This window comes from Nocardia sp. X0981, assembly GCF_977089955.1.
Genome location: NZ_OZ372435.1, coordinates 5,037,028 through 5,061,897, shown reverse-complemented (window position 1 = coordinate 5,061,897; position 24,870 = coordinate 5,037,028). Strand labels below are relative to the sequence as shown.

At 67.3% G+C, this 24,870-nt stretch carries 27 protein-coding genes and 1 pseudogene; 15 read left to right on the top strand and 13 right to left on the bottom strand.

The window, feature by feature from the left end; all coding sequences use genetic code 11:
• Positions 1-29 precede the first annotated feature (29 nt).
• Positions 30-548: a nuclear transport factor 2 family protein gene (locus tag ACYR7D_RS22215; protein ID WP_459546460.1), complete on the bottom strand. Its 519-nt coding sequence runs from the start codon at positions 546-548 to the stop codon at positions 30-32.
• 120 nt (positions 549-668) lie between these two features.
• Entirely contained in the window at positions 669-1,289 is a 621-nt protein-coding gene (locus tag ACYR7D_RS22210; RefSeq protein WP_459546459.1) for a TetR/AcrR family transcriptional regulator, read from the bottom strand.
• 267 nt (positions 1,290-1,556) lie between these two features.
• Between ACYR7D_RS22210 and ACYR7D_RS22205 the strand changes: the two genes are divergently transcribed.
• Positions 1,557-2,072 carry a nuclear transport factor 2 family protein gene (locus tag ACYR7D_RS22205; protein ID WP_459546458.1) on the top strand — a complete coding sequence of 172 codons (516 nt, stop codon included), beginning with the start codon at positions 1,557-1,559 and terminating at the stop codon, positions 2,070-2,072.
• 5 nt (positions 2,073-2,077) lie between these two features.
• On the top strand, positions 2,078-2,944 hold the full coding sequence (locus ACYR7D_RS22200; RefSeq protein WP_459550247.1) for an LLM class F420-dependent oxidoreductase: 867 nt from the start codon (positions 2,078-2,080) through the stop codon (positions 2,942-2,944).
• Between the two features lie 143 nt (positions 2,945-3,087).
• On the opposite strand, the gene ACYR7D_RS22195 is transcribed toward ACYR7D_RS22200, so the two are convergent.
• Genes ACYR7D_RS22195 through ACYR7D_RS22185 form a run of 3 tightly spaced genes read right to left on the bottom strand, consistent with a single transcriptional unit; the run spans position 3,088 to position 4,598 of the window.
• Entirely contained in the window at positions 3,088-4,035 is a 948-nt protein-coding gene (locus ACYR7D_RS22195) for an alpha/beta hydrolase (protein ID WP_459546457.1), read from the bottom strand.
• A 17-nt stretch (positions 4,036-4,052) separates the two neighbouring features.
• The gene (locus ACYR7D_RS22190; RefSeq protein ID WP_459546456.1) at positions 4,053-4,214 is read right to left on the bottom strand and encodes a hypothetical protein; all 162 of its coding nucleotides are present in this window, start codon (positions 4,212-4,214) and stop codon (positions 4,053-4,055) included.
• A 3-nt stretch (positions 4,215-4,217) separates the two neighbouring features.
• The gene (locus ACYR7D_RS22185; RefSeq protein ID WP_459546455.1) at positions 4,218-4,598 is read right to left on the bottom strand and encodes a nuclear transport factor 2 family protein; all 381 of its coding nucleotides are present in this window, start codon (positions 4,596-4,598) and stop codon (positions 4,218-4,220) included.
• A gap of 380 nt (positions 4,599-4,978) precedes the next feature.
• Between ACYR7D_RS22185 and ACYR7D_RS22180 the strand changes: the two genes are divergently transcribed.
• The 9 genes from ACYR7D_RS22180 to ACYR7D_RS22140 all read left to right on the top strand — a co-directional run bounded on the left by ACYR7D_RS22180 (position 4,979) and on the right by ACYR7D_RS22140 (position 13,832).
• Positions 4,979-5,905 carry a hypothetical protein gene (locus tag ACYR7D_RS22180; RefSeq protein WP_459546454.1) on the top strand — a complete coding sequence of 309 codons (927 nt, stop codon included), beginning with the start codon at positions 4,979-4,981 and terminating at the stop codon, positions 5,903-5,905.
• A gap of 35 nt (positions 5,906-5,940) precedes the next feature.
• The gene (locus ACYR7D_RS22175; RefSeq protein ID WP_459546453.1) at positions 5,941-6,066 is read left to right on the top strand and encodes a hypothetical protein; all 126 of its coding nucleotides are present in this window, start codon (positions 5,941-5,943) and stop codon (positions 6,064-6,066) included.
• Between the two features lie 188 nt (positions 6,067-6,254).
• On the top strand, positions 6,255-7,013 hold the full coding sequence (locus ACYR7D_RS22170) for an SDR family NAD(P)-dependent oxidoreductase (protein ID WP_459550246.1): 759 nt from the start codon (positions 6,255-6,257) through the stop codon (positions 7,011-7,013).
• A 187-nt stretch (positions 7,014-7,200) separates the two neighbouring features.
• Entirely contained in the window at positions 7,201-8,148 is a 948-nt protein-coding gene (locus tag ACYR7D_RS22165) for an SMP-30/gluconolactonase/LRE family protein (protein WP_459546452.1), read from the top strand.
• Positions 8,149-8,182: 34 nt separating this feature from the next.
• Complete coding sequence (locus ACYR7D_RS22160; RefSeq protein ID WP_459546451.1) at positions 8,183-9,088, top strand: SDR family NAD(P)-dependent oxidoreductase; 906 nt, start codon at positions 8,183-8,185, stop codon at positions 9,086-9,088.
• A 33-nt stretch (positions 9,089-9,121) separates the two neighbouring features.
• Positions 9,122-10,360, top strand: coding sequence for a cytochrome P450 (locus ACYR7D_RS22155; protein WP_459546450.1), 1,239 nt, complete (start codon positions 9,122-9,124; stop codon positions 10,358-10,360).
• 9 nt (positions 10,361-10,369) lie between these two features.
• Positions 10,370-10,690: a 2Fe-2S iron-sulfur cluster-binding protein gene (locus tag ACYR7D_RS22150; protein ID WP_459546449.1), complete on the top strand. Its 321-nt coding sequence runs from the start codon at positions 10,370-10,372 to the stop codon at positions 10,688-10,690.
• A 3-nt stretch (positions 10,691-10,693) separates the two neighbouring features.
• Complete coding sequence (locus ACYR7D_RS22145; protein ID WP_459546448.1) at positions 10,694-11,977, top strand: NAD(P)/FAD-dependent oxidoreductase; 1,284 nt, start codon at positions 10,694-10,696, stop codon at positions 11,975-11,977.
• 385 nt (positions 11,978-12,362) lie between these two features.
• Positions 12,363-13,832: an FAD-dependent oxidoreductase gene (locus tag ACYR7D_RS22140; protein ID WP_459546447.1), complete on the top strand. Its 1,470-nt coding sequence runs from the start codon at positions 12,363-12,365 to the stop codon at positions 13,830-13,832.
• A 14-nt stretch (positions 13,833-13,846) separates the two neighbouring features.
• Here ACYR7D_RS22140 and ACYR7D_RS22135 read toward each other — a convergent pair whose 3' ends face one another.
• The 5 genes and pseudogenes from ACYR7D_RS22135 to tnpA all read right to left on the bottom strand — a co-directional run.
• The gene (locus ACYR7D_RS22135) at positions 13,847-14,812 is read right to left on the bottom strand and encodes an alpha/beta hydrolase (RefSeq protein WP_459546446.1); all 966 of its coding nucleotides are present in this window, start codon (positions 14,810-14,812) and stop codon (positions 13,847-13,849) included.
• Between the two features lie 9 nt (positions 14,813-14,821).
• On the bottom strand, positions 14,822-15,529 hold the full coding sequence (locus ACYR7D_RS22130; protein WP_459546445.1) for a GntR family transcriptional regulator: 708 nt from the start codon (positions 15,527-15,529) through the stop codon (positions 14,822-14,824).
• On the bottom strand, positions 15,526-16,800 hold the full coding sequence (locus tag ACYR7D_RS22125; RefSeq protein WP_459546444.1) for a CaiB/BaiF CoA transferase family protein: 1,275 nt from the start codon (positions 16,798-16,800) through the stop codon (positions 15,526-15,528). Before ACYR7D_RS22125 ends, ACYR7D_RS22130 begins: the two co-directional genes overlap by 4 nt.
• Positions 16,797-17,906 carry an acyl-CoA dehydrogenase family protein gene (locus tag ACYR7D_RS22120; protein WP_459546443.1) on the bottom strand — a complete coding sequence of 370 codons (1,110 nt, stop codon included), beginning with the start codon at positions 17,904-17,906 and terminating at the stop codon, positions 16,797-16,799. Before ACYR7D_RS22120 ends, ACYR7D_RS22125 begins: the two co-directional genes overlap by 4 nt.
• A 57-nt stretch (positions 17,907-17,963) precedes the next feature.
• A pseudogene (gene tnpA / locus ACYR7D_RS22115) lies at positions 17,964-18,302 on the bottom strand (IS200/IS605 family transposase); the annotation flags it as partial.
• Between the two features lie 20 nt (positions 18,303-18,322).
• Between tnpA and ACYR7D_RS22110 the strand changes: the two are divergent.
• On the top strand, positions 18,323-19,357 hold the full coding sequence (locus ACYR7D_RS22110; protein WP_459546442.1) for an RNA-guided endonuclease InsQ/TnpB family protein: 1,035 nt from the start codon (positions 18,323-18,325) through the stop codon (positions 19,355-19,357).
• Here ACYR7D_RS22110 and ACYR7D_RS22105 read toward each other — a convergent pair.
• Positions 19,354-20,514 (bottom strand): acyl-CoA dehydrogenase family protein, encoded by a 1,161-nt coding sequence (locus ACYR7D_RS22105; RefSeq protein ID WP_459546441.1) that lies wholly within the window; start codon positions 20,512-20,514, stop codon positions 19,354-19,356. The two genes, ACYR7D_RS22110 and ACYR7D_RS22105, sit on opposite strands and share 4 nt — an antisense overlap.
• Positions 20,511-21,311, bottom strand: a complete 801-nt coding sequence (locus tag ACYR7D_RS22100) for an enoyl-CoA hydratase/isomerase family protein (RefSeq protein WP_459546440.1) — start codon at positions 21,309-21,311, stop codon at positions 20,511-20,513. Before ACYR7D_RS22100 ends, ACYR7D_RS22105 begins: the two co-directional genes overlap by 4 nt.
• 133 nt (positions 21,312-21,444) lie before the next feature.
• On the opposite strand from ACYR7D_RS22100, the gene ACYR7D_RS22095 reads away from it, so the two are divergent.
• The 3 genes from ACYR7D_RS22095 to ACYR7D_RS22085 all read left to right on the top strand — a co-directional run bounded on the left by ACYR7D_RS22095 (position 21,445) and on the right by ACYR7D_RS22085 (position 23,857).
• Positions 21,445-21,792 (top strand): SDR family oxidoreductase, encoded by a 348-nt coding sequence (locus ACYR7D_RS22095; protein WP_459546439.1) that lies wholly within the window; start codon positions 21,445-21,447, stop codon positions 21,790-21,792.
• Positions 21,789-22,199: a VOC family protein gene (locus tag ACYR7D_RS22090; protein ID WP_459546438.1), complete on the top strand. Its 411-nt coding sequence runs from the start codon at positions 21,789-21,791 to the stop codon at positions 22,197-22,199. Before ACYR7D_RS22095 ends, ACYR7D_RS22090 begins: the two co-directional genes overlap by 4 nt.
• A gap of 92 nt (positions 22,200-22,291) precedes the next feature.
• Positions 22,292-23,857 (top strand): FAD-dependent oxidoreductase, encoded by a 1,566-nt coding sequence (locus ACYR7D_RS22085; RefSeq protein WP_459546437.1) that lies wholly within the window; start codon positions 22,292-22,294, stop codon positions 23,855-23,857.
• A gap of 74 nt (positions 23,858-23,931) precedes the next feature.
• Here the strand turns inward: ACYR7D_RS22085 and ACYR7D_RS22080 are convergent, their stop codons facing one another.
• On the bottom strand, positions 23,932-24,732 hold the full coding sequence (locus ACYR7D_RS22080) for an IclR family transcriptional regulator (protein ID WP_459546436.1): 801 nt from the start codon (positions 24,730-24,732) through the stop codon (positions 23,932-23,934).
• Positions 24,733-24,870 lie beyond the last annotated feature (138 nt).

Genomic DNA, 24,870 nt, shown 5'->3' with positions numbered 1-24,870 from the left:
GACGACTCGCCGATTCGTTCGTGCCCGGATCAGCTGGGCGTCGAACCTTGCTGCTGGGCCCGCGCGCACCATTCGAGTTCGGCCGCGCTGAGCGTGCCCAACTCCATCGCCCGTCCGATCCAGGCGGGCACGAGTTCGTTGAATTCCGCGGGATCGTAGATGTCCTCCTCTTTGGAGAACTTCCCGTTTCCGGCGTAGGTGAGGATGCTGATGTTGTCCGCCCCCATCCGGGTGCCGTCACCGGGGTCGCGCATCAGGTTGTTCAGCTTCACCACGATCACACCGTTGACATCGTCGATCAGGTGCCAATGGACGGGGAACGAGGTCATCGCGGATCCGGGGAACTGGGCGAGGGTCGGTTCCACCCACGCCCAGATGGCATCGTGGCCTTTCAATACGCCGACCATCTGCTCGTGGTACTCGGCGTCGGGTGTGAACAGATCGACGAATTCACGCCAGCTGTCTTCGCCGGCGGCGGCTCGCGCGACCGTTGTCTGCCACGTCCGGAACGCCGTTTCGAGCTCTTCTCTGGGCCAGGGTTTATTCATACACGGACGCTAGCGAGGTGATCGTCCGGGAAGCGCCGGAGATGTCCACTCAGCGGAATTTCCGGCCGCTGGGCCCGAAATGGTACCGCCGCCGCCCGGCAGATCGTGAGGAAGGTCGGCTCACCGCGGGGGTGTGGCGGCATCGATACCGGTGAACAGCATCCGCATACCGCGCAGCAGGAGACGTTCCACTTCTGCGAAATCGCCGGAGTGTCCGGCGTCGACCCAGTGGATATAGGCCTGACGCATGGTCTGCATCGCCAGTTCCGCGGGAAGCCGGCGGAGAAACGGATCCTGGCCGAGTTCGAAATGCTTGTCGAGGTAGCGGGTGATCTCCCCGCACAGTCCCTCGCCCCATTCCAGCCACCGCAACCGGTACGGCGGCGTATTGATCATCAGCTCCATGAACTTCCGGTCGAATTCGGGTACCTGGCGCCGGTGAACCTCGGTGGTGAAGGCATGGGCGAGCACCTCGACGGGATCCGCCTTGTCGGATGCCGTCCGGAGAATTTCGACGATGAGTTCTTCGCTCTGCCGGAACAAGGGGGAGAGGACGTCCTCTTTCACCGGGAAATGACGGTGGAAGGTGCGCGGGGAGATGCCGACGATCTCGCAGATCTGCTCGACGGTGGCCGAGGTGTTGCCGTCGGCGATGAACAGGTCCCGTGCGGTGAGGGCGATGGTCCGCCGCAGTTCCTCCGCCCGGCGCTCGGTGAGGGTGGGGCGAGCCGACTTGGCCACCGGACCTCCCTTTCCTGCTGTCGTGCGGGTTCGGCGCCGATGCGGTTCGGGGCAGCGGCTCACGATCAATACCGTCACGATATGACATTACGGCAGAACCTGCCAAAGGTGGAGGAAAGGAGTCGGGACTCCCGGTCAACGGAATGCGGCCCCGTCGGCCGGTCCGTCACCTGATTTCATGCCACCGTAGCGCTGGTATCCGTTCGATACGAAGTGTCGGGCGAGTCTGCAGGTCGGAATGCGATTCCACGAACGAGAGGTCGACAGATGAACCATGAAGAGTCACTCGCCGGACTGATGGCGCGGGTCCAGCGACTGGAAGACGAACTGGCCATCATCCGGAAGCTGACCGCCTATGGGCCGCTCGTCGACGCGGGGGAGGCCGACGCTGTCGCGGCGCTGTGGACCGAGGACGGCGAGTACGACGTCGAGGGATGGCGGATGGTCGGACGCGCCGACCTCCGGGACATGGTGCGGTCCGAAGCGCACCAGGACATCATCACCGGCGGCAGCTCCCACTTCTTCGGTCCCGCGCATATCGAGCGTATCGACGGCGACGAGGCCACGGCGGTATGCGAATCGATCCTGGTCCGCAACGAGGACGGCAAATTCTACATCTGGCGCGCGGGTGCCCATCGGATCGAGTTGCGCCGGACCGACGAGGGCTGGTGCGTGTCCCGGCGGGTCACCCGGCCGTTGAACGGCAGCCTCGAAGGGCGCCGGCTCCTGACCGGGATGCCGGCTTCGACCGTCGGGGCGGGGACGGATCGGCCCGGGCGGTGACGGCATTGCGGATAGGCCTCAACACCCCTGTGGTGACCCGTTTCCCCGGTGCGCACCAGCCGTGGGAGAGCGCGGCGGGAATCGACGAACTCGCCCGGATCGCGGTGGCCGCGGACCGCGCGGGATTTCACCACCTCACCTGCAGTGAGCATGTGGCCGTCCCGGCGCCGGTGGCCGAGGTCCGCGGCGGGACCTACTGGGACCCGTTGGCGACACTGGGTTTCCTGGCGGCCCGCACCGAGCGGATCCGGCTCGCGACGCAGGTCCTGGTTCTCGGCTACCACCACCCATTGGAGATCGCGAAACGGTACGGCACGCTCGACGCCGTCAGCGGCGGACGGTTGATCCTGGGAACGGGAGTCGGCTCGTTGCGGGAGGAATTCGAATTGTTGGACGTTCCGTTCGACGATCGGGGCGCCCGGGCCGACGATGCGCTGCGGGCGTTGCGTGCCGCGCTCTCCGATCGGCAACCGCGGTACAGCGGTGCGTATTACGAGTTCTCGGACGTGATCGTCGAACCACATGCGGTGCAGCCGCGGGTGCCGCTATGGGTTGGTGGCCGTACCCAGCGGTCGCTGCGCCGGGCCTGTGATCTGGCGGACGGCTGGGTTCCGTTCGGGCTGAGCCTCGGCGAGCTGGGCGTGATGCTGAACCGGTGCCCGCTGCCGGATGGTTTCGACGTTGTGCTGTCCGCGGGAAACGTGGATCCACTCGGTGACGCCGACGGGACGCGAAGGACACTCGAGCAGCTGGTGCGGGCCGGAGCGACGATAATCGGTGCCGGTGTGGAGGCGATCTCGGTCGATCACTACTGTGAACAGCTGGGGGCACTGGCCGAAATCCGTACTCGTGAATTCGTGGAGGCCGAGTAGGACTGATCGCGAACGATCCTGGCGCCCGGATGTGGTGAAACCTTTTCGCCGCACCCGCCGGGATCGGCGCGGGACGACGGCCGAACTGGTAAGTCCACTGGGTGAGATGCTGCGCGGAACGGTAACGACGGGCTCGCGGCGGCTCAGCCGAAGGGCAGGGGATTGGCGAACTTGGCGCGTAGCAGGCCGCCGATTTCGGCTATCGCGAGCGTTGCCCGGGCCGAATTCTCCGGCCGCATGAGAAAGCCGTGCAGCACGCCGGGGTACCGCGTAACGGTGGTCTGCACCCGCGCATTCCGCAACCGGGCGGCGTACCGCTCGCCCCAGTCCCGGATCGGGTCGGCTTCGGCGGTCACCACGATCGCCTGGGGAAGGCCGGACAGGTCTTCGGCATAGGCCGCGATTCGATAGCAGTCGTGGGGTCCGTCCGCGCCGCTGTCCGCGAGTTCGTGCATATAGGTGATGTCGTCGCGGAGCAGCATCGGAGCGTCGGGCATGGAGATGATCGACGACGCGCCCATATCGCGGTCCAGCCCTGGATACATCAGCACCTGCCCGTAGAGAGCGGGCCCACCCCGGTCTCTGGCCAGTAGCGCGACGCCGGCCGCGAGACCGCCGCCGGCGCTGTCGCCGAGCACCACCAGGCGGCCGGAGTCGATCCGGAGGCGGTCCGCGTTCGCCGCGACCCACGCGGTGGCCGCGTAGGACTCCTCGATCTGCACCGGCGCTCCCCACTCCGGCGCCAGCCGGTAATCGACGCCGATCACCGTCGCTCCGGCGGCGGTCGCGATCTGCCGGGCGAGCGGTTCGAAGGACGCGTTGGAACCCATTGTGAGACCGCCTCCGTGTAGATGCACGACGGCCGGGGCGGCGGAGTCGGCGGTGGGCCGGTACACGCGTAGCGGAATGGGCCCGTACGGTCCGGGAACGGTGAGGTCCTCGACTTCGGCCATCGGAAGTGTCTCGGCGGGGGGTTGCATCGCCTCGACCCCGGCGCGGACCTGCTCGATACCCCGGGAACGCATCGACGGTATTGGTCCGAGGGCGTCGACGCGCGCTTGGACATCGGGATCGAGCGGGGGAACGGGCACGGTCATCTCCTCGGAGTTCACAAACGGGATACGGGGCCGGCGAGGTGGCGATGATCGGCGACATCGGTGGGAACGCCGAGTACTTCGCCGAGCGTGGACAACTCGGTGACCGCGTTCTCCAGATCGCCGGCATCGTTGTCGGCGATGACGACCGCGACCCGGCCCTTCAAGTCACGCACGGTTCACTTCACTCGTGTGGTGACGACATCGGCCGGGCTCCAGTACGCGCGTGTACTGGTGATCAGCCCCTCGTCGTTGAACGTCATCACATCGATCGGCTCGATGGTGACGACCTCTTCCGGCGTCGTGGTGACAACCCGCATATGGAACGCCGCGCTGTTTCCGGCAACCCGGACAGCGATGAGGTCGGCGGTGGTGCTGACGTTGTCGAGAGCGCTGTAGAACGCCGTGATCTCCGCGCGTCCGCTCCTGGTCCCGCCGCCGACAGGGTCTTCCAGGGTGGCGGATTCGTCGTACAGGGCGCCGATCTCTTTCGCGGTGCCGTTACCCAGCAGGGATATGTATTCGGAAACCACTGCGGTCATCTGAGTGGGGGATGGCATGGGAGTCCTTTCCCGACGGCACCGTCGGCCGCCTCGACTGCCCCATGGGACCGCATCGGGGCATACTTCGGGGACCGGCGTTCCGTCAAATGGGATAGGTGATCGAGCGAGGTTGCGCGCCGACCCGGCGGTAGGCGTGATTTCCCGCTGAACGGAAACGCGACGGTCGGCAATCCGGCGCGGACCTTATCGTCCGTTGTACCGGCTGTCGGTGACCTACATCACGAAGCCTGCCCTTCGGTCCGCGTCGTGACGCGGCACCCGGTGCCGGTGCAGTTTTCCGCGGTGCCGTAGGTCCGCCGGGTTCTGCCGCCGACTCCCGGCCGAGGATGATCACCGTGCTTTTTCGTCCCATGAGCACGGGTCCGGGATTGCCTGCGATGGATACCACGGGTCCGGCGCATCATTTCTCCTCGACCGAGGAGTATCTGGCCGTCTCGGGTGGGGCGAATCGCCGCCCGGACGCGAAACTCTCGGACTTCGTCGCGCCGGTGTTCCGTGGCTACCTCGCCAAAGAGGGCGTGGCCTTCTACGACGAGATCCGCGATATCTACCTGAGCCGGACCCTGCTGGAGCACGCCAAGAGCGTGCACGGTGCCCGCTACGGAATGGCGCATCACATGCTGTTCAACATGGCGGTACCGTCGCACAGTTTCGACGCGGGCCATTTCGACAGCGGCAACTGGCGGGGGATGAGTTCGGTGGACACCCCGATCTGGTTGCTCAGTGTGATGGCCAAATCGGGCCTGTTCGATGCGTGGGAGGTCAAGACCTCGCAGGTGATCACCTACTTCTACGATTCCGACCTCGATGGCGGGTTCACCTACTGGCCCGACGGCCCCGACCGCGCACCGCAGCGGCTGGCCGCGCCGTTCTGGAATACCGCTGTGTTGTCGGACAACTCGAAGATGTATCACCGGCGCGAGGCCAACGGTCCGCGGGATCGCCGCGATATGCCGGAACTGGAGATGCATACGCGGCTGCACGGCGAGGACGGTGCCTGGGTGGTGCGCAACGGTGGTACGGAAATAGGGCGGTACACCGACGGTGACGTCCGGACCCTCTTCCATTACACCGCGCTCGTCTTCGACGACCGGCGCGACGCCGACCGCTACCTCGATCACATCGACGACCTCACCGCCGACAAGGTTTTCGATATCCTCGGTGACGATTTGACCCGCCGCGGGATCGAATTCGAGTTCCCGGCCGATCCCATGACCGACCGCGATTTCATCGCGTTGCTCACGCACACCTACGCTATGGCGCCCGCCGAGTACCCGGCCGACGCCCCGCTCGACGTCGGCTGATCTGCCGGCGAGGCCATCTCACGTCGCCGGCCGCCGTGCCCGAACCGCGGAACGTTGCCATCCTCGCCGGGCGCTACGGTGGCGATATCGCTTTCCCGGGGTCGTTCGTCGTCGAGACGGCCCTGGTATCGCTGCCGGTGTGGACATCCTTCGTGCTGTGAGGACCGGGCCGGGCCGGCGCACCGGCCGGAGGCTCTCCCGCTCGGCGGGAACGGGGCGTTCGCGACGGGAACCCGGCCTTACTCTTCCGCCTACCCGAACCCGCGTGCTCATCCGGGACGAGACCCGCGCACGGGCAGGACGCCACCTCTTACTGGATCAGGTGGCGGAATCGAACGAAAGGGAAATCGTGTTCGAATTGGACGGGCGTATCGCTCTGGTCACCGGTGCGGGGCAGAGTGTGGGCGAAGGAATCGCGACAGTGCTCGCGCGTCAAGGGGCGACGGTCGTGGTGAACGATCTGTTCGCCGATCGTGCGGAACGGGTCGCCGCGGGAATCGTCGCGGAAGGAAACAAGGCCGTCGCCCGGGCTTTCGACGTGACCGACTACCAAGCGACCGTCGATGCCGTGCGATCGGCCGAGGCCGAACTCGGCCATCATGTCGACATCCTGGTCAACAACGCGGGGATCGCCGAGGAACGGGTCATCAAGCCCTTCCGCGAACTGGATCCCGACCAGTGGCCGCCGTCGATCGACCTGAATATCTACGGCGCGCTGAACTGCATCAAAGCGGTCATCGACGGTATGTGCGACGACGGGTGGGGCCGGATCGTGCAGATCTCGTCAGGGGCGGCGCGCACCGGGCAGAACATCAACTATTCGATGTACGCGACCGGTAAAAGCGGTATCGAGGGGTTCATCCGTCATCTGGCCGCCGAAACCGGCCGGTACGGGGTGACCGCCAATATCGTCGCACTGGGTCTGCAGGCCAATCTGGTGCACAAGATGCCACCGGAGCAGATCGAGCAGCTGATCGCGGGAATCCCGATCGGCCGGCTGGGCGACCCGCTCGAGGTGGGGGCGTTCTGCGCATATCTGGCGTCGCACGAGTCCGGTGGGATGACCGGGCAGACGCTGGACTTCAACGGCGGGTCGCAGACCAGATGACCCCGATCGGGTGACCGCTCCCGCTGAATGGGAGGCCCGCGTCACTGCCCCGACCGGGGCTTTATCGTCCTCGCAGACCAAGTCGTTGTGACCCAGTTCACGCGAGCCTCCTGCGCTCGCGAAGTCCGGTTTCCGCTGTCGGCGGAACCGGCGAGACCGTTCGACATTTCCCGGAAGGCCCCACACCATGACGAATCCAGTCGAGACCGTTGCCGCCGCCGTCACCGCCGCCGGCGCTCCGACCTACGAGGCCCGCAAGATCTCGAGCGGATACTCCTGGCCGGAGTGCCCGCGGTGGCACGAGGGCACCTTCTGGTTCTCCGATATGTACACCGGCACACTGAAAACGCTGGACGCCGACGGCACTGCGACGGTGGTGGTGGACGCGACCGGGCGCGCCGCCGATACCGACGTTCCGATCGTGCTCGGCGGCTTCGGCTGGTTGCCGGACGGGCGGCTGATCGTGGTGTCGATGCACGAGAAGCTCGTGCTGGTGCACGGTGGCGGCGCACCGGACGATCTGAGCGTGTACGCCGATATCTCGCAGTACACCCTGGCAGCAGCCAACGATATGGTGGTCGACGCCGACGGCCGGGCCTACATCACCCAGCTCGGATTCGATATTTTCAAAGGTGACGAGCCGGTGGCCTCTCCGCTGATCGTGGTGGAGCCGGACGGCACGGTCTCGACCCCGGAGAAGATCGATCCCCTGATGTGCGCCAATGGGATTGTCATCAGCGAGGACGGCACCAAGGTGTACACGGCCGAAGTGATGGCCTCCAAGATCACGGTGATCGATCGCGCCGCGGACGGCACGCTGTCGAACGCGCGAGAATTCGCCACCTGCCCGTTCATGCCCGACGGGATCGGTCTCGACGCCGACGGCGGAGTGTGGGCGGCCATGCCCGGCGGTGGTTATGTCGCGCGCTTCACCGACCAGGGGCTCACCCACGCGGTGCCGCTGCCGCTGGAGGAGGGGATCGCGTCCGCCTGCCTGCTCGGCGGCCCGGACCGTAAAACCCTGTACATCACGGCCGGATTCGAGGTTTTCGACTTCGCGAAATCGGCCCGGGAAGCGCAGGGGACCATCTGGGTGGCCGATGTCGAGCATTCCGGTGGCGCCACCCGCCCCTGACCCGTTCGCAACGTAGAGAAACTCTGAGGAAATCATGGCAACACTGGACTTCTCCGGCCGCGTCGTCATCGTCACCGGAGCCGGCCGCGGTATCGGCCGCGCCCACGCCCTGCTGCTCGCCTCGCGCGGTGCCTCGGTCGTGGTCGGCGATCTCGGCGCCCGTATCGACGGCTCCGGAGTCGACGGCGACAACCCGGCCGCCGAGGTCGTCGCCGAGATCACCGCCGCCGGTGGCAAGGCCGTCGCCTGCACCGGCGACGTGTCCACCGAAGAAGGCGCTCGTGCGCTGGTCGATGCGGCGGTCACCGCCTTCGGCGGGCTGACCTCGGTCGTCAACAACGCCGGGATCGTGCGGGCGGCCCCGTTCGCCGAGGTTCCGGACGAGGAGTATCAGCGACATCTCGACGTCCACTACTTCGGGTCCCTGCGGGTCATCCGCGCCGCCTGGCCCCATCTGCTGCAGGCGGAGTCGCCGCGAATCGTGAACACCATTTCCCAGGCGATGCTCGGAAATCCGGGAATGTCGCACTACGGCGGTTCCAAAGGCGCGCTGTTCGGTCTCACCCGCAACCTCGCGCTCGAGGGCCTGGAGGCGGGTATCAAGGTCAACGCGATCGCGCCCGGTGCCGGTACCCGGATGGCCGAGGCCGCCGCGGACACCCTGTCCCCGGAGGTCATGGAGTACATGCGCACGGCCTTGCTGCCCGAGCACGTCGCGCCCGTGGTCGCCTACCTGCTGCACCCGTCCTGCGAGGTCACCGGTGAGGTGTTCAACGTGGCGGGTGGCATCGTGAACCGGTTGGCCCTGGTGAACACCGTGGGTATCCACGATCCCGGTCTCACCGTGGAAACCGTGGCCGACCGGTTCGACACCATCATGGCGATAACCCCGGAAGCGATCCCGCAGCTGGTCGCGCCGGCGCAGCTGCCGGCCTCCTGACCCACCCTCCACAGCCCCCATTGGAGTGAGCCGATGAGCACAACCGAGACGGCCGGAAAAGCCGTGAGCACCGAGTATCCCTTCGCACCGGTGCCGCCGGCCGAGGCGCTGAACCGCTACCACGCCATCGCGGCCGAGCGGCCGATGACCAAGATGACCATGCCGTTCGGTGGCGATGTCTGGGTGATCCACCGCAACGCCGCCGCCCGGGAAATGCTGAGCGACGGCCGGTTCGTGCGCGAACCGTTCCGGACCGGCGAACGGGTGGTGCCGTATTTCGTCGAGTTCCCCGACTTCCTGAAAACCACCCTGCAGTTCGAGGACCCGCCGCATCACACCAAACTGCGGAAACTGGTGCAGCGCTCCATTTCCCCGAAACGGGTCAAGGCCATGCGGGATTCCGCGGTGGAATTCGCCAACCACCTCATCGACGAGATGGTTGCCAAAGGCGCGCCGACGAACCTGGTGCACGACTATGCGGTCGCCCTACCGATCCAGATGCTGGCGAACCTGCTGGGCGTGCCGCCCGAGGACCGGCCGAAGTTCCAGAAGTGGAGTTCCTCGACGCTCGCGGTGGCGAATATGCCCGAGGAAGAGGTCGTGGCCAACATGACCGAACTGGTCGTCTATATGATGGGCCTGATCGAGGAACGCCGTAAGGAACCGCGCGAGGACCTGCTCAGCGATCTGGCCAACGCCCGTGACAAGGACGACAGCCTCACCGACGGTGAGATCCTGCCGATCGCATTGGTGCTGATCATCGGCGGATTCGACAACACCGCGAACTTCATCTGTGCGGGCGTACACGCACTGCTGAAGAACCCCGATCAGCTCGAGCTCTTCCTCGCCGATCCCGATGGTGTGGCCCCGACCGCGGTGGAGGAAATCCTGCGGCACGGACGGATGGCCGTCGGATCCACCGTAGCCGGCGGCGGTGGACTGGTGCCGTTCGTCGCGACCGAGGATGTGGAACTGGACGGGCATGTCATCGCGGAAGGTGAGGCCGTATTGGTGGATCCGGCCGCAGTGAACCACGACGGTGTGGTCGTCGAGAACGACGGGGTGTTCGATATCCGGCGGGAGAACAACCCGCATCTCACCCTGAGCTACGGTCTGCACCACTGCCTCGGGGCGCCGCTGGCCCGGATGGAGATGCAGGTCGGACTCGCCGAACTGTTCAAACGCCTGCCGGATCTGCGACTCGAGGGCGAAGCCGTGATCGATATGGACAACCTCACGCAGGCGGTCACCGACCTGCCCGTGTCCTGGTAGGAGCGCCCCATGCCGAAAGTTTTCTACACCCAGCCCGACGGGGCGGTGAAGGTGATCGACGGCGCCGTGGGCGATTCCGTGATGTCCACGGCCGTGAAGAACGGTGTGAAAGGCATTGTCGGCCAATGCGGCGGCACGCTGTCGTGCGCGACCTGTCATGTGTACGTCGACCGTGCCGAGCTGGGCAATTTCCCCGATCCCAGTGAGGACGAGGACGATATGCTCGAATGCACCGCCTCCGACCGCGAAGACAATTCCCGGTTGTCCTGCCAGCTGACCTTGGCCGAGGGCATAGATCTGCACGTGACCGTTCCGGATGAGCAGGTCTGACCGGTGACCGAATCGGAAACCGTGCCGGGCACCGGAACACCGCCGCGCCGCATCGTGGTGGTGGGTGCCTCGCACGCCGGTGTCCATCTCGCGGATCGTCTGCGGGATACGGGCTACGACGGTGCGATCACCCTCGTCTCCCATGAGCCGCGGCTTCCGTATCAACGGCCGCCGCTGTCCAAAGCCTGGTTGAAAGGAGAGGCGACCAGCGAATCGCTGCTGCTCCGCGAACCGGCGCACTACGCGGACAAGGAGATCGAACTGCTCACCGGTGTACGGGTCGAACGGGTGGCCCGCACACCGGCGGGTGCCCGGATCGAGTTCGCCGGCGGGGACGGTTCGCGCCCGAGGGAATTCGACCGGTTGGTCCTGGCCACCGGAGCGCGAGCCCGGGCCCTGGCTCTGCCCGGATCCGATCATCCCGATGTGGTGCGATTACGCGATCTCGACCATGCCTCCGTACTGGCGGAGCGGATCCGTAAGGGCCCGATCGTGGTGATCGGTGGCGGCTTCGTCGGCCTCGAGGTAGCGGCCACCGCGCGGACATCGGGTGCGGAAGTGACCGTGATCGAGGCCGGAGCGCGGCTCCTGGGGCGTGCGGTGGGTGAGGTCACCGCGACGGCGCTGCTTGCGGCGCATCGGGCGATGCAGACCGAAATCCTTCTGGATGCGCAGCCGACGGCGATCATGGCCACAGATGACGGTGTTCGCGGTGTCCGGTTGACCGACGGCCGAGAGATCCCGGCAGCGACGGTCTTGGTCGGAATCGGGGCCGAGCCGCGCATCGAACTGGCTGCCCAACTCGGCCTGCACTGTGCGGGTGGTGTGGTGGTCGACGACCGGTGCACGGCCTCCGACGGCTGGACGCTGGCCATCGGTGACTGCACCACCCGCGTCTCACCCACCACCGGCCGCCACTACCGGCTGGAATCGGTGGACAACGCCACCACACAGGCCGAGGTCGCGGCTGCGGCACTGGTGGGGAGTGCCGCACCACCCTCGGCCGCACCGTGGTTCTGGTCCGATCAGGGTGATCAGAAACTCCAGATCGTCGGCCTCATCGGCGATGACACGTCGGTGGTGGTCCGTAGCGATCCCGACAAGCCGCGACGCAAGGTTGCTCTGTACTTCGGCGACGAGGGCTTGGTCGCCGCGGAATGCCTGAACGCGCCGGCGGATTTCGTGGCATTGCGAGCGGCGCTGGGACGTGGCCACCGGCCCGGGCCGGAAGTGCTGTCCGACAGCAGTATCCCGCTCAAGAAACTGCTGACACCAGTCCGCGGCTGACCTGGCTGTGTTGACGGCTTCCCTCGCGCCCGCAGTTCGATATCGGCGTTGTCCGCGCGCGGGGTACCGGCAGGCCGCGTAGGGCGAAATTCTGGGTCGGCGGTCCCGGTCCGGCCGGGATGGTTCGCGATGCCGGCACTTCCGTGAACCCGGCCGCGCCGTCGAGACCGTCTCGAGTGCGCGCACAGATTGTAGGCGGGATACACGACCTTCTCGGTGAGCGGAATTTTCCGGATCCGGATCGGTGACGGCCGTCGACACTGGATCCATCGCGACGGCAGACACACGACCGATAGACCTGTCGGTTCCACGCTCTGCCGGTCGGTGCTGCACCATGACCGACTGCTCCCTCGAGTCGGTCCGATTTTACGGAACAGGAGAACCAATGCCGAATGTGGATGTTCATCCCGAGCGGCTCGCCGAGAGCACCGAATGGGACTACGAAGCCGACGTCGTAGTAGTCGGCTACGGGGTCGCGGGTGCGAGCGCGGCGATCGAGGCCGCTCGCGCGGGCGCCGAGGTACTCGTACTGGAGCGCACCGGGGGCTGGGGTGGCGCGGCGGCGCTGTCCGGTGGATTCATCTACCTCGGCGGTGGCACGGCCCTGCAGAAAGCCCTCGGCTTCGAGGACACGCCGGAGAACATGGAACGCTTCCTGATGGCCGCGCTCGGTCCGGGCGCCGACGAGGCCAAGATCCACGATTACTGCCAGGGCAGTGTGGAGCATTTCGAGTGGCTCGTCGCGCAAGGTGTTCCGTTCAAAGAGGAGTTCTGGGGTGAGCCCGGCTGGGAACCGCCGGCCGATCAGGGCCTGATGTTCTCCGGCGGTGAGAACGCCGCACCGTACAACACCCTCGCCACTCCGGCGCCGCGTGGTCATCTCCCGCAGATGGCCGACAAGCACACGAGCGAGAAGGGTGGCGGGTTCATGTTGATGAAACCACTCACCGATACCGCCGAGGCGCTGGGCGTCCGTGCCGAATACGATGTGCGGCTGCAGCGCCTGATCGTCGACGAGTCCGGTCGCGTCGCCGGGGTGGTGGCCAAACGCTATGGCAAACCCGTGTATGTCCGCGCACGCCGGGGCGTGGTACTGGCCACCGGTAGCTTCGCCTACAACCAGCAGATGGTCGAGGCCTACACGCCGCTGCTGATCAACCGGCCCGCGGCCGCCATCGAGGAACACGACGGTATCGGCATCCTGGTGGCGCAGGCCCTGGGCGCCCAGCTGGCGCATATGGACGCCATCGAGGTCGCGATCTTCGCCGATCCGCAGATGATCGCGCGCGGAATCCTCGTCAACGGGCGCGGTCAGCGCTACATTCCCGAGGATTCCTATCCCAGCCATATCGGGCAGTCGACGCTGATCCGCCAGAACAACGAAGCCTTCCTGATCATCGACGAAGCCGCTCTCGAGGAGGCGAACAAGAGCGTCTCCAGCAGTGCGGCGATGCGCAGTGTGCCACCCACCTGGGTCGCGGAATCGGTGGCGGAATTGGAGTCGGATATCGGCCTCCCCGCCGGGGTCCTGCAGGCCACCGTCGAGGTCTACAACCGGCACGCGAAGGACGGCGCGGACCCCGTGCTGGGCAAGAAAACCCAGTGGGTGAAACCGATCGGCACACCACTGGCAGCCTACGATCTACGCAATCGCACGGGCGGGTTCACGCTCGGCGGCCTCCGTACCGACCTCGATTCCCGGGTAATGCACGTCTCCGGCGACCCGATCCCGGGCCTCTTCGCCGCGGGCCGCTGCACCTCCGGAATCAGCGCCGGCGGCTATGTCAGTGGCGCGTCCCTGGGCGACGGTAGCTTCTACGGCCGCCGCGCCGGCCGGACCGCCGCCGGATCCTGACGCCCACCGAATCGCTACCGGAACCGCGCTGCCGCGAGGGCCCCGATCTCCGAGATCGCCGCCCGCGCCCGCGCCACCGACGGCGCCTGCACGGCGAACCCGTGGCCCATACCCGGGTAGCGCAACTGGGCGGTGGGGACGCCGGCCGCGCGGAGCCGGTCGCCGTAGGCTTCCACGGCGTCGCGTAGCGGGTCGCCGTATCCGACGGCGAGGATCGCCGGGGGGAGGCCGGCGAGGGATTCGGCCAGTGCCGGGACACCGTAGGCGTCGTCGGACGCCGGGTCGTCGCCGAGGTAGAGGTTCTTCATCCAGTCGATATCCTCGGCGGTGAGGAACGGGGAATCACCGAACTCGCGCATGGAGGGGCGGTCGGTGCGGCGTTCGATACCGGGATAGAACAGCACCTGCTGGGCGATGGCCGGGCCGTTCTCGTCGCGGCTGCGCAGGGTGGTCGCGGTGGCGAGACTGCCGCCGGCGCTGTCACCGCCGACACCGATACGGGCGGGATCCACACCCCAGCCGGCGGCGTTGTCGGTGAGCCACAGCAGGGCAGCGTAGGCCTCGTCGTTGGCGACGGGGTAGCGGTGTTCGGGGGCGAGGCGGTAGTCGACATTGCAGACGACGGCGCCGGTGGCGTCGGCGATATCGCGGGCCAGGCGATCGAACGAGCGCAATGACCCCATGATCATGCCGCCGCCGTGGAACCAGACCAGGGCCGGTGCGTTCTCCGGCGGGGCGGCGGCCGGCCGGTAGATACGCACCGGGATCGGGCCGTGCGGGCCGGCGACGGTGGCGTCGCGTACCGACTGCATCTGCGGGCCGGCCGGACGTTCGATCGACTCGAGCGCCCGGCGGGCGGCCTCGACGCCGAGCCGGTGCAGCGGACCGGTCCGGTTCGCCCGCGCCCGCTCGACGATCACGGCCACATCCGGATCCCAGATCGCCTGTGGCGCGGCGGTGTTGTCGGTGGGTGTGGCCATGGTGTTCTCCTAGGGGCCGGCAGGGCCGGGCGGCCTGGTGGCGCGCAGCATCGTCCCGGCGCTGGTTTCACCGCCCTGGCGGTGCAGATTCATCAGTTCGTCGAGGCGGTCGTTGTCGTGTTCGGCGAGCGCCTCGATCATCTGGTCGTGTTCGGCGAGAACCCGGGCACGGGCGGCCGGGTCGTACAGGTAGGTTGCGTGATAAGGCATCGCCAGTGTCCACAGTCGCCGCACCTCACCGACCACGAGATTCAGCGGGGACTGTTCGAAGATGGCGAAGTGGAAGGCGTGGTTGTGTAGCCGCATCTCCAGCAGATCACCGCGTTCGGCGGCCTCGACCACCAGATCGCCGAGCCGCCGGACCTCGGTCAGCACTTCGTCGGTGAACCGGGGCAGCGTGGCGATGATCTCCCGTTCGAGCGCGGCCCGCATCAGGTAGATCTGGTCGAAATCCGATTGCCGCAGCCGCGCGACGGTGTATCCCACATTGTGTTCGTGGTCGACCAGGCCGGCGGCGGCGAGCTGGCGCAGAGCCTCCCGGATGGGCAGCCGGCTGACGCCGAGGCGTTCGGCCATCAGCACCTGACGGATCGGCTGCCCGGGCAGCAGTTCGCCGGTGACGATGAGTCGTTCGATCTCCTCGACCACCCGTGCCGCCGCTCGTTCGCCGTCGCGCCCGCGGTCGGCGGGCGCGGAGCCTGCGCTGGATCTGCTCACGGGTTCCCGAAGATACCAGCCGCGCGCAGTTCCTCGATGCGATCGGTGCCGTATCCCATCGCGGCGAGGACGGCGGTGGTGTCGGAGCCCAGGGCTACCGCGGGGCGTGGACGGCGGTGTCCGGATCGGCCCAGGGCGATCGGCACACCGATCCCGCGGTAATCATCGTCCTCGATGAACAGGCCGCGGTGTCGTACCTGCGCGGACTGCAACGCTTCGTCGACGGTGTGCACCGGGCTCGCGGGTACGCCGGCTTCTTCGAGGCGGCGCCCCAGGTCCTCGCGCGAGTATCGGGCGATACGCTCACCCAGCAGCGCGGCGAGTTCTTCCCGGTGGGCGTAGCGATCGCCGTTGGAGACGAACCGGGGATCGTCGGCGAGCCCGTGCAGTCCGAGAGTTTCGGTGAGCGAACGGAATTGCCGGTTGTTGGCCGCGCTGACGAAGAAATCGCCGTCGGCGGCCCGGAACACCTGGTACGGCGCCACCGTGGGATGGAAATCCCCGGTCCGCTGTGGCACTTGGCCGCCGGCCATCCAGTTGGCCGCGTGCGGGTGCAGGATGGAGATGACGGAGTCGAGCAGCGTGATATCGATCAGCTGGCCCTGCCCGCTGCGGCCGCGTTCCAGCATCGCCAGCAGGATGCCGCTCACCGCCATATTGGCGGCGACGATATCGACGATGGGGATCCCGACCCGCAGTGGGTTGCCGTCGGGATAGCCGTTGACGCTCATCAGGCCGCCGAAGGACTGGAGCACGGCGTCGTAGCCGGGCAATCCGCCCATCGGGCCGTCTACGCCGAAACCGGTGATCCGGCAGTAGATCATCCCGGGATGGCGTTCGCTGAGCACGGATTCGTAATCGAAACCCCAGCGCGCCATGGTGCCCGCCTTGAAGTTCTCTATCACGATATCGGCGCCCGCCAGCAGGTGCGCGAGGATTTCCCGGCCGGCGTCGGTGCGCAGGTCCAGGCTGATGTTGTCCTTGCTGTGGTTGAGGCTCGCATAGTAGGCGCTGCTCGCACCGGACTCGAGGAAAGGCGGACCCCAGCCGCGGGTTTCGTCACCGGTGGGGGCCTCCACCTTGATGACCTCGGCGCCGTGATCGGCCAGGATCTGGGCGGTGTAGGGACCGGCGAGTACGCGGCTCAGGTCCAGGACCCGCACCCCGGTGAGCACACCGTTGCCGGTGGCGGTGTCCGCGGCCCGCCATGCGGCGCGACCGTCGATGGCGGGCGTGGCGGGATGGTGTTCGGTCCGGGTGGTGACGGTCATCGATTGTTCCCTTCGGTCGCCGCACCGGTCGTCGTTTCGTCCTCGAAGCCGGTCACGAGATCCCAGACGTCGGCTCCGCCGTCGAGGATCCGGCCGGCGAGGACACCGGCCCAGTAGCGCTCCGAGCCGTATCGTTCCCGCCAGGCCAGCAGGGCGGTGGTGGATCGGCCGAGCGGATGTTCGGCGGTGAAACCGATGGCGCCGTGGAGCTGGTGGCCCGCGGCGGCGATCTCCCGTGCCGAGGAGGAGGTCACCACTTTCGCGGCGGCGATGGCGGTCCGGGCCCTGTCGGCGCTCGTGCCGGCGTTCTCGGCCACGGCGGTTTCGGTGGCCGTTTCCATGAGGCCGGTGAGTGCGGCCATCCCGGCGAGCCGCTGCTGCGCGGCCTGGAACTTGCTCAGCGGTCGGCCGAATTGGGTGCGTTGTCCCGCGTATTCGACCGTCCGGTCGCAGACCGCGCGCGCTGCGGCGGCGAGCGCGACCGCGTAGGCAAGCGCGCCCCGTTCCCGGAGCTCGGTTTCGCCGACGGGGGATACGGCATACGACTCGACCGCGGCGGCATCGAAGTCGTAGTCGGTCACGGCGGCACCGAGGAGATCGGTGCCGGGCCGGGCGCTCACACCGGCACCGGTGGGGGAGAGGATCGCGACCGCCGGGCCGCGGTCCGCGGCGCCCGGGTCGAGCAGGACGACCAGGCGATCGGCGTCGGCTCCGTGCACCACCGCCCGCGCCGAACCGTGCAGCACCCGCCCGCCGTCTCCGGTTTCGCGGACCCCGGCACCGGGCTCCGCGTGGGCGATCGTCGCGGTCCGGGTGCCGAGGTTGATACCGCAGCGCGCCGCGAGCCAGCCGGCGAGCACCATGTGTTCGATGAGCATGGTGAGGGCACCGCCGGTGACCACCGCCGAGACCACGGCCAATGCCTCGGCGAGCGTGCCACCGCTGCCGTCGTGGTCCTCGGGGATACCGATCCCGGTGAAGTCGGCCTCGGTGAGTGCCGACCAGACGGCACTGTCGATACCCGTGGCGGGAGTAGTGGTGTCGACACCTGCCCGCGCGATCATCGCCTCGGTCGCCGCGCGTAGTTCGGAATTCGGGTCGGTCATTGAGAAAGCTCCGAGGAAACCCCCGCCTTCAGCCGTGGGGAGGAATCGGAGTGCCTTTCACAGGTTGCGCTGTTTTTTGACATATTTCTTGACGACCTCCAAGGTTGCGCCGCCGAGCGTGGCGACGAAATAGCTGTTCGTCCACAATGTGGGATGTTTCGATTTGAGCCCCGGGAACTCTTGGCGCAGCAGTCGGGACAACCGACCTTTGATCTGTTTGACGAGCCGATAGATTCCGTACGGTGGGTCGACGGAGACGAGCAGGTGTATGTGGTCGGGCATCGTGTCGAGTTCGATGATGTGCGCCCGTCGTTCGGTGCAGACCTCTGCGATGATGTGTTCGAGGTGTTCATCCATGCGTCCCCCGATGACGGGCCCGCCGGTATTCGGGCACCACGTTCGTACGGCTCTCGAAGATGCTCACCGACGCGCGCAGCCGTAACTCCTGGTTGCGTGCGGGTTCCCAAGTGGCGCAACAGCAGATGCTGCGCACCTACTCCCAAGCGCTCGTCTGCTCGTTCAAGGTGAAGGCGCGCGGCAAACCGGCGGTCAAATCCCGGAAGAAGGCGTTGCCGTCGCTGGAATACACGACCCGTGGGTTCTCGATCAAGGATCGACGCCTTCGGTTGCCGGGCAAGGTGTCCGTTCCTGTCGTGTGGTCTCGTGAACTGCCGTCCGCACCGACCTCGGTTCGGATCTATCGGGACAGTCTCGGGCACTGGTACGCCTCGTTCGTGGTGCGGCGTGAGACCGAACCGTTCCCGGATGCGGTCGGGGAGATCGGGATCGACTGGGGTGTGAGCACGACCTCGACGGCTACCGATCCCGCCTACGATCTGCCTTACCTCGGGCACCGGAGGCGCTGCGCCGCCGAACTGGCGAAAGCACAGCGCGCTATGTCCCGGCGTCGCCGCCCACGCGGGCACGCCCCGTCCAAGGGCTACCAGCGGGCGAAACTCCAGGCCGCACGGCTGTACAAGAAAGCGGCCCGGCAGAACGTGCACGACGCTCGCGTGTGGGCGCGTCGCGTCGTCGCCGATCACGCTGTGATCGCCGTGGAGGACTTCAAACCGGTATTCTTGTCCCGCTCGACCATGGCCCGCAAGTCTGCGGATGCAGCGATCGGGGCAGCGAAACGAGAACTGATCGCATGTGGCACGCGGGCGGGCCGGAAGGTGGTGTTGGTGCCGCCCGCCTACACCACCATGACCTGCTCGCAGTGCAGTACGAGAACCAAGGAACGCCTGCGGCTGGCCGAACGTATCTTCCGGTGCGGACATTGCGGATACACCGCAGACCGTGACCGGAACGCCGCCAGAACGATTCTGGCCACGGTAGAGCTCGACCGTGCCAATGCTGACGATGTCAGACACTGTTCACCTCCTTCCGAGGGTGTGAATGGTGCTGTCCGAGTTGGAAATCCCCCGGCTTCAGCCGTGGGGAAGGGTTAACGCAATCCCATTCCGCGAGCGACGATTCCGCGAAGGATCTCGTTCGTCCCGCCCCGTAGTGTGAATGCCGGAATATGCAGCATGCTGCCTGCCAGCAGGCGGGCGAACGGATCGCCGCCGGTGCGCCGGGGATCGGTATCGCAGGCCGCCCGCACCGCCTCCACGAGATCGCCTTCGAATGCCGAGCCGAGGTCTTTCACCATCGCCGCCCGCACATCGGGCCGGCGGCCCGCGGCCAGTTCCGCGGCCACCGACAGCGACATCCGGCGCAACGCCCAGGCCCGTGCCGTGAGCGCACCGAGGGTCACCCGCTGTTCCTCGGTCGCACCCGAACGGCGCAGTTCGTCGGCCCACGCGCGTAGCAGGGGCATCGTGGACAGATAGCGTTCGGGGCCCGAGCGTTCGTACGCGAGTTCGCTCATCACCTGTGCCCAGCCCGCACCGCGCCGGCCCAGCAGGGCCTCCGGCCCGACATGCGCGTCGTGGAAGATCACCTCGTTGAAATGCGCCTCGCCGTCGATACTGCGCAGTGGCCGCACCTCGATATCGGGGTGGGACAGATCCACCAGGAACTGGGAGAGTCCGGCCTGCCGGTCGCCGGGTTCGCCGTCGCTGCGGGCGAGCAGCACCATGGCATGCGCCATATGTGCGCCCGTGGTCCACACCTTGGTGCCGCTGATGGTCCAGGAGCCGTCGTCGTGGGCCAGGGCCCGGGTACGGACGGCGGCGAGATCCGAGCCGGCGTCGGGTTCACTCATTCCGATCGCGAAGAACAGCGTCCCGGCGGCTATTCCGGGAAGATAACGCTGCTTCTGTTCCTCGGTCCCGTTGGCGAGGATGCCCGGAGCCATCTGCCGGTCCGAGATCCAGTGCGCGGCAACGGGTGCACCGTGCGCGAGCAGTTCTTCGGTGACCACGAAACGTTCGACCGGGGACCGGCCGTGGCCACCGTATGCCGTCGGTAGCGTCATCCCGAGCCAGCCCCGCTGTCCGAGCCGGGCACTGAATTCGGGATCGAATCCGCTCATCCAATTGTCCACGGCCGGAACGAAAGTACCTGCCTCGAGCTGTTCGGTCAGAAACGTACGGACCTCGGCCCGCAAGGTGTGCAGGTCCGCGCTCTCGGCCACCGGCGTACCGGCTTCGACGGCGGTCATCGGCCCGGGCCCCGCGAGGACCAGGACGCCTGGCCCTTACGCGACATCGACCACATCTGCACACCACGCTCGATTTCGAGCGCCGACGACCAGCTCACCGCCGGTGGCCCGAGTTCCAGGCGAGCGCTGGTCATGATCCGCCGGCTGAGTTCGGGATCGGCGGCAGGAGTCGTGGTCAGTTCGGTGATGAGCGAATCGAGTTCTGCTTCGGGGGCGGCGGCGTAGGCGAGGCCGCAGTCGACGGCCTCGGCGCCGGTCATGGGGCGCCCGCAGGCGGCAAGCGCCACTGTGCGCGACCAGCCGACCGCGCGACCGAGCAGCGACAGGTGGCCGCCGCCCGGATGAATGTTGCGGGCGAGGAATCCGCTGTCGAGTACCGACTCCGGGGTCACCACCATGATGTCGGCGGCCAGCGCCAGGTTCATTCCGGCGCCGACGGCGCCGCCGACGACCCTGGCGATGGTGGGAACCGGTAGGGATCCGATGCGCACGAAGGCGCCGTAGACCGCCGAGGTCCGCCGGACTGCCTCGGGCGAGGCCGGATCGGCGGAGGAAGTCGCGAGGTCCCGGGTATCCGCACCGCTGCAGAAGTACGTGCCGGCGGAGCGCACGACGACAGCGCCGATACCGGGGTCGTTCTCCACCCGATCGCAGAATTCCCCGATGAGCGCGGCCATCTCCAGCGTGATCGCGTTCTTGCGGCGGGGGTTGTCGAGGGTCAGCTGCGCAACACCACCGGCGAACTCGGTCAGAACCGAGGCCTCCGGCAGAGCGCCGACCGAATCGTCTGGCGTCATGAAGCATGACCGTAGCAGATTGGATCCAAAATAAGATCCAATATTGATTGACAATCTAGGGGGCTCGCCCGGAGAGTGGCAGCAGCGAAGAGCGTCCCCGGGCTCTCCGGGTGGCGGGTGGAGAGGAGTACTCGTGTTCGAGTTGAACGGGCGGACAGCCCTGGTATCCGGGGCTGGTCAGAGTGTGGGAGAGGGGATTGCGACCGTGCTCGCGCGCCAGGGCGCCGCGGTGATCGTGAACGATCTGTTCGCCGAGCGGGCCGATCGGGTGGCCGCGAAAATCGTCGCACTCGGACACCAGGCCAACCTGGCGGACAAGATGCCCCCGGAGATGATCGACCAGATCATCTCGACCATCCCGATCGGCCGGCTCGGCGATCCGATCGAGGTCGGCGCTTTCTGTGCGTATCCGGCCTCCGACGAATCCGGCGGGATGACCGGTCGGACCCTGGACTTCAACGGCGGGTCGCAGACCCGATGAGCGGCGAACCGGCACCCGCTGCAACAACCCTGTCACTCAGCGCCCTCCGGGTCACCGACCTCGCGAAATCGACGGAGTTCTACACGGCGGGATGTGGATTCGAGGTGGAGCGCGAGTTCGCCACGGCTCGCTTCGACGCGGTGATTCTGCGCGCCGGTCCGGCCGGTATCGAGCTCATCGCACCGCGCGATGACCCGCAACCCCCGCAACTCGGCAACATGTTCGCCAAGCTCGTCCTCAACACCGTGGACGTTCCCGGGCTCCTGGCCCGCGCCTGCCGGTACGGCGGTACCGAGGAGACCCCCGCGACCGTACTCTCGGAATTCGGTGGGATCACCATCGCGATACTCCGCGACCCCGACGGTTACCGTATCGAATTGGTCGGGCGGCCGGTCGAATCGGTGTGACCACTGAGCGGGAGCCGCCCCGCTCGCCGCCGCACCACTCCCTTAACGTCGCGGCGTCTCACCCGGAACGGATACAGGGAGTGCAGTCGACGATGACCTGGGACAAAACCTATGACGTAGTAGTGGTGGGCTCCGGCGGCGCCGCGCTCGCCGGAGCGCTGGCCGCGGCTCACCGCGGTCTGTCGACCTGCGTGCTCGAGAAAACGGACCGCTTCGGCGGGACCTCGGCCTATTCGGGCGGCAGCGTATGGCTGCCGGGCAACCACGTACTGGCCCGGCAGGGCGTGGACGACTCCGTCGAGAAGGGGTTGACCTACTTCCGTGCCGTGGTCGGCGACCGGACGCGGCCGGAAGTGCAGCAGGCATACCTGGAAACCGGTCCGGTGGTCGCCGACTTCCTCGAGAACACCGTGGGTATCCCGCTGGACCACCGGCCGTTCCCGGACTACTTCGACGCACCGGGGCGCAGCGATAACGGCCGCAGTATTTTCGCCGGGCCCATCGCTGCCGACGAGGTCGGCGACCGGTTGTCCGATGTGCGGCCGATGGTGGCCGCCGACCAGTTCGGCGCCACCGTCGACCGGTCCACGCTGGACGGCGGTCAAGCCTGGATCGCCCGGATGGTGCTCGCGCTGGACGCGACCGGCCGCGCCGATCTGCTGTTGTCGACCGGTGTCGACAGCCTGGCGCAGGACGAATCCGGTGCGGTGACGGGCGTCGTGGCCACCGGGCCCGACGGCACGGAGACGCGGATCCGGGCGCGCGCGGGGGTCCTGCTCGCCGCGGGCGGATTCGAGCGTTCGGCACAGTTGCGCAAACGCTGGCAGAACATGCCGACCGCCGACTGGTCGTCGTCGCATCCCGGCACCGGGTCCGGGGACGCGGTCGCGATGCTGGAAACCGCCGGTGCCGCGCTCGATCTGCTGGATCAGTCGTGGTGGTGCCCCGCGACTCTGTTTCCCAACGGGCACGCCGCCTTCACCCTCGGCATGCGTTCCGGGATCATCGTCGACGGGAACGGCCGTCGGTTCGCCAACGAGATGCTGCCCTACGATCAGATGGGGCGCGCGATGCGCGCGCAGATGGCGGCCGGCAGCGAGGAATTCTGGTTCGTCTTCGACGACAGTTCCGGTGACCGGCTCCCGGCCATCTGCGTCCCCGAACCCGACCGCGCCGAGATGACGGCAGCCGGCCTGTGGCATACCGCCGAGACCGTCGCGGACCTCGCCCGGTCGTTGGATATCGATCCGGCCGCATTGGCGGCGACGGTCGGCCGATTCAACGAACTGGCCGAGCGTGGTGCGGACGAGGATTTCCACCGTGGTGAGGATCCGTTCGGCCGATTCTTTGTCGGTGCGAGCGAACCGGCGCAGTGCCTGCGGCCGCTCGGCGGTGCTCGGCTGCACGCAGTGCGGCTGGTTCTCGGCGATCTCGGCACGAAAGGCGGCGCGGTGATCGATCGTGACGGTGCGGTGCAGCGGCCGGACGGTTCGGCGATTACCGGTCTGTACGCGGCCGGCAACTCCGCTGCCTCGATCTCCGGTGAGGCCTACCCCGGCCCCGGCGTACCGCTGGGTTCCGGGATGGTGATGGCCTACCGAGCGGTGGCCGATATGGCAGCGCGTCTCGATGAGACGAAGGTCGTGGCAACCTCCTGATCCGGAGAATCCGACTGTGGGCCGCGGCACCGATTCGGTGCCGAGTCCCGGCGCGGCAGCGGGTGCCGTCGCGGCTAATGGGACGCGAGGTCCGCCGCCACGCACCGATCCCAGATCTCCCGGGCCGCCACGCGCACCTGACCTACCAGCGTGCGGTAGTCGAGCGAGGTGACCGGCGCGCACACGGAGATCCCGGCCAGGTTTCCGTAGATGTGATCGGGCGGCCCCAGGGAGACACCCACGCAACCGAGGCCGGCGAACGCCTCGCCACGATCGAACGCCGCGCCCCGGTCGCGGACTGCCGCCAGATCGTCGGCGAGCTGGGCTTCGCTTGTCACGCTCTGCGGAGTCTGCCGTACCAGCGCGCCGTCGGCGGTCCGTCGGAGTTCATCGAAGACCGGTCGCCGGCCCGACTGATCGGCGAACGCCAGCTGTGCCTTACCCACGGCGGTGAGGTGCCCGGGTACCCGCTGCCCGACAGCGGTCGGGGTGGGGCCGGAGGAGCGTCCGTTGACCTTGGCCAGGTAGACGGTATCGCCGCGGCTGAGGACGGCGAGCTGAATGGTGAATCCGGTGCGATGCGCGAACGTCTGCATGATCGGCCGCGCGCCGTGCAACAGGCGGTTCTGGTTCAGCGCGGCCTGGCCCATCTCGTAGGCCTTGACGCCCAGTTCGTAGGTCTGCTCGGGGGACCGTGCGAGCCAGCCCGTGTTCGTGAGCTGCTCCAGCAGTCGATGGACCGACGAGCGGGGCAGGCCGGTGCGCGCGGTGACCTGAGCGAGGGTGAGGGGCCCGGACCCGTTGAAAGTCTCCAGAACGAGGGATATCCGCTCGACCACCGATACCGGCACCCCGGCAGGTCTTGATGTTCTCATTCGGCCTCCCAGCGCGCATCACAACTCTGTGACAGGAATCACGGTACTACCGCGTGTGGGTGCAGCTCAAAGGACCGTGTCCGGCGTCGCCACCGACGATGGCATCCAACACCCCGCGCTGCCGAGCGAGTCTCCCGA

Coding starts and splice junctions, on each gene's coding strand:
- ACYR7D_RS22090 (WP_459546438.1), top strand. CDS start 21,789: ATGAGCGGCGAACCGGCACCCGCTGCAACAACCCTGTCACTCAGCGCC.
- ACYR7D_RS22205 (WP_459546458.1), top strand. CDS start 1,557: ATGAACCATGAAGAGTCACTCGCCGGACTGATGGCGCGGGTCCAGCGA.
- ACYR7D_RS22165 (WP_459546452.1), top strand. CDS start 7,201: ATGACGAATCCAGTCGAGACCGTTGCCGCCGCCGTCACCGCCGCCGGC.
- ACYR7D_RS22155 (WP_459546450.1), top strand. CDS start 9,122: ATGAGCACAACCGAGACGGCCGGAAAAGCCGTGAGCACCGAGTATCCC.
- ACYR7D_RS22080 (WP_459546436.1), bottom strand. CDS start 24,732: ATGAGAACATCAAGACCTGCCGGGGTGCCGGTATCGGTGGTCGAGCGG.
- ACYR7D_RS22150 (WP_459546449.1), top strand. CDS start 10,370: ATGCCGAAAGTTTTCTACACCCAGCCCGACGGGGCGGTGAAGGTGATC.
- ACYR7D_RS22215 (WP_459546460.1), bottom strand. CDS start 548: ATGAATAAACCCTGGCCCAGAGAAGAGCTCGAAACGGCGTTCCGGACG.
- ACYR7D_RS22085 (WP_459546437.1), top strand. CDS start 22,292: ATGACCTGGGACAAAACCTATGACGTAGTAGTGGTGGGCTCCGGCGGC.
- ACYR7D_RS22120 (WP_459546443.1), bottom strand. CDS start 17,906: ATGACCGACCCGAATTCCGAACTACGCGCGGCGACCGAGGCGATGATC.
- ACYR7D_RS22185 (WP_459546455.1), bottom strand. CDS start 4,598: ATGCCATCCCCCACTCAGATGACCGCAGTGGTTTCCGAATACATATCC.
- ACYR7D_RS22125 (WP_459546444.1), bottom strand. CDS start 16,800: ATGACCGTCACCACCCGGACCGAACACCATCCCGCCACGCCCGCCATC.
- ACYR7D_RS22110 (WP_459546442.1), top strand. CDS start 18,323: ATGCTCACCGACGCGCGCAGCCGTAACTCCTGGTTGCGTGCGGGTTCC.
- ACYR7D_RS22140 (WP_459546447.1), top strand. CDS start 12,363: ATGCCGAATGTGGATGTTCATCCCGAGCGGCTCGCCGAGAGCACCGAA.
- ACYR7D_RS22100 (WP_459546440.1), bottom strand. CDS start 21,311: ATGACGCCAGACGATTCGGTCGGCGCTCTGCCGGAGGCCTCGGTTCTG.
- ACYR7D_RS22180 (WP_459546454.1), top strand. CDS start 4,979: ATGGATACCACGGGTCCGGCGCATCATTTCTCCTCGACCGAGGAGTAT.
- ACYR7D_RS22160 (WP_459546451.1), top strand. CDS start 8,183: ATGGCAACACTGGACTTCTCCGGCCGCGTCGTCATCGTCACCGGAGCC.
- ACYR7D_RS22135 (WP_459546446.1), bottom strand. CDS start 14,812: ATGGCCACACCCACCGACAACACCGCCGCGCCACAGGCGATCTGGGAT.
- ACYR7D_RS22105 (WP_459546441.1), bottom strand. CDS start 20,514: ATGACCGCCGTCGAAGCCGGTACGCCGGTGGCCGAGAGCGCGGACCTG.